This is a genomic window from Niastella populi (genome assembly GCF_002078015.1).
Classification (GTDB): Bacteria; Bacteroidota; Bacteroidia; order Chitinophagales; family Chitinophagaceae; genus Niastella; species Niastella populi.
In genome coordinates, this window is record NZ_LWBP01000057.1 from 1 (window position 1) to 2,779 (window position 2,779).

A 2,779-nucleotide genomic window follows, 5' to 3' on the forward strand; every position below is an offset into this window, starting at 1 on the left:
TAGTAAACCAGCCAACCGTTCTGCTGATGTCAACACCTTCGATGATTTCCTCTCTTCCATGACCCTCTATCTGTAAAACGCTTTTCCCTACAGACAGAACTTCTTTCAAGGCAAGGCCAAGACCTGTCAATAACACATCGTTTATCTCTGTGTTATAGACCCCGTGAACACGAGTTTGTAACAACCCGGTGATTGTCTTATCCAGACCGAAAAACTCAGCAGAATCTATTACAGCTGTCTGACCTTCTTTTACTGCTTTATTATGGGGTAATTTTGGCACTTCCTGTAAACATACCTTTTGCCAGTAATCCCGCTCCTTTGCAAGCTTTTTGCTTAATGCATATTCTTTTTGCAACAATGCCCATCTTTGAAAAGAATCGGTCTTTAACGGCAAGCCTGTTTTTTTGCCTTCTTTATAACCGGAGTATAGCGTCGACAAGTCCTCGAGGAGTATACGCCAGGAAACTCCATCCACCACCAAATGATGTACAATTAAACCTAATCGGTCTCCATCCTGCAACCTGAAATGAGCTACTCTGAATAAAGGACCTTCAGACAACCTGATGCCTGCCTGTAGCTCTTCTCCAAGCCGCATCATCCGATCGAGCCCATTATCCGCTTCCCTTAAATCGTAGAAGTCAATGGTATAACGCTTTGACCTGGTATCTTCATTAAACTGTTGCCATGCTCCTTCCCTCTGTTTATAAACCATCCGCAGGGCATCATGATGCCGGGTTAGATCCGCTATGCTCTTCTCCAGGATATTGCTGTCGAGCTGCTCCTTACTGTACAGTAAAACAGATTGGTTGAAGTGATCATGTGCTTTTATCTCCTCAGCTTTGAAAAACCATTCTTGTATTGGGGTGAGCACAACTTCTCCGCTTACCTCATTTTGATCGGTAAGCTGGTTGGTCAGCTCCATTAATCGCGCTAACTCTTCCAATACGGGTGTTTTCAGCAGGTGCTCTACTTTAAGCCTGTAACCGTACTGGTTTAACCTGGCTACAACCAGGATGGACTTGATGGAATCTCCTCCCAGATTAAAGAAGTTATCCCTGATCCCGATGCCTGGTCTTTTAAAAACATCCGACCATACAGAGGTTAAAAGCTTTTCCTGCTCCGTGCCTGGAGCTACATATTCTACGCCACTCGTTGATCCCGGACCTTCCGCTTTTGGCAGGGATTTCCTGTCTATCTTACCGTTAGCGGTCAACGGCATTGCTTCGAGCTGTACAAAACAGGCCGGAAGCATATACGAGGGGAGCGTGTCTTTCAAATAAGACCTTAAATCATCTGTGTTTTGATTTGATCTGACTGTAACATAAGCAACCAGCTCTCTTTCTCCCGATTCGTTCTCGTTAGCCAGCACTACGGCTTGCTTTATCTCTTCATGGGCTACTAACGCATGCTCTATTTCTCCAAGCTCTATCCTGTAACCTCTGATCTTTACCTGATTGTCTTTTCTGCCTACGAACTCTATATTGCCATCGGGCAGCCACCTTCCTAAATCTCCTGTTTTATAAAGGCGCTCTCCTTCTTTAAATGGATTCGCTACGAACTTCTTTTTAGTTAATTCTTCCTGGTTTAAGTAACCTCGTGCCAAACCTGTTCCGCTTATACAAATTTCCCCTGTTATTCCTATTGGTTGTAATTGCAAGTCATCATTTAATATAAAGATTTGTTTATTATCCGTAGGCCGACCTATGGGTATGGAATTATACTCAAATAAAGGATTTACTTTATATAATGTACTATGAACAGTACCCTCTGTTGGACCATAACAATTGAAAAAATCAATCTTTCCGGCATAATAAATCGCATCAGGCACATATGCAGCCTCTCCAGCATTTATTATCAGTCGTACGTGGTTTAGAGCAGGCTTGTTCAATGCTCTCAAATAAGCAGGAGACAATGTCATCACTGTTACCTGCTGACGGCTAATGAACGATAAAAATTCAGATTTTTCATTGACAATTTTTCTATCTACAACCACCAAAGTTGCGCCTGAAAGGAAGGCCATGAAAATGTCAATAACAGAACCATCAAATGAAAAGGAAACAAACTGAAGAATGTTATCTGAAGATGACAGTTTAAGATTACGAATGTGGTCATACGCCATATTCACCAAACCACTATGTTCAACCATAACTCCTTTTGGACTGCCTGTTGAACCTGATGTATAAATTACATACGCAAGCGCATTGGATTGAATCTTTACGTCAATTCGCTCTTTAGTATATGCATCTATATTCTCTTTGAATGATTTCAACTCCTCTTCATCAATACAGACCTTGTAATTCGTATCCTTTTCAATAAAATCTATTCTTTCCTGCGGGTATCCCGGCTCAATGGTAACATAGGCCCCTCCCGATTTCAGTACACCCATTATTGATACTAACATCCACTCTGTTCTTTCCAGTTTGATGCCTACTAAATCGTTTGGCCGGATATCATAGTTACCCTTTAGGTAATGAGCCAATTGATTGGATAGTTCATCGAGCTCCTGGTATGTAAGCCGCGCCCCTTCGAGCGAAACAGCCAGGTTATCCGGATATTTCCCTGCCTGCTCAATAAATAAATCTACAACCGTTTTATCTCCCGGGTAAGCCGCCTCTGTATCATTAAATGTAAAGAGCAATTTGTGTTTCTCTGCTTCATTTAAATATTCTACCTCCTTTACCAGCCTACTTTGATCTTTTAAAATAAAGTCTAATATTTTAAAGTACAGGCTAACCACATATTCCGATGATAAATTGGAATTAAGCATCTTAGTAGTCTG

The 2,779-nt window shown here is 41.6% G+C and carries 1 protein-coding gene; it reads right to left on the reverse strand.

Annotated features, from left to right (window positions below):
• A partial coding sequence (locus tag A4R26_RS07425) for a non-ribosomal peptide synthetase (RefSeq protein ID WP_133054581.1) occupies window positions 1-2,767 on the reverse strand: 2,767 nt, incomplete at its 3' end.
• Window positions 2,768-2,779: the final 12 nt, after the last annotated feature.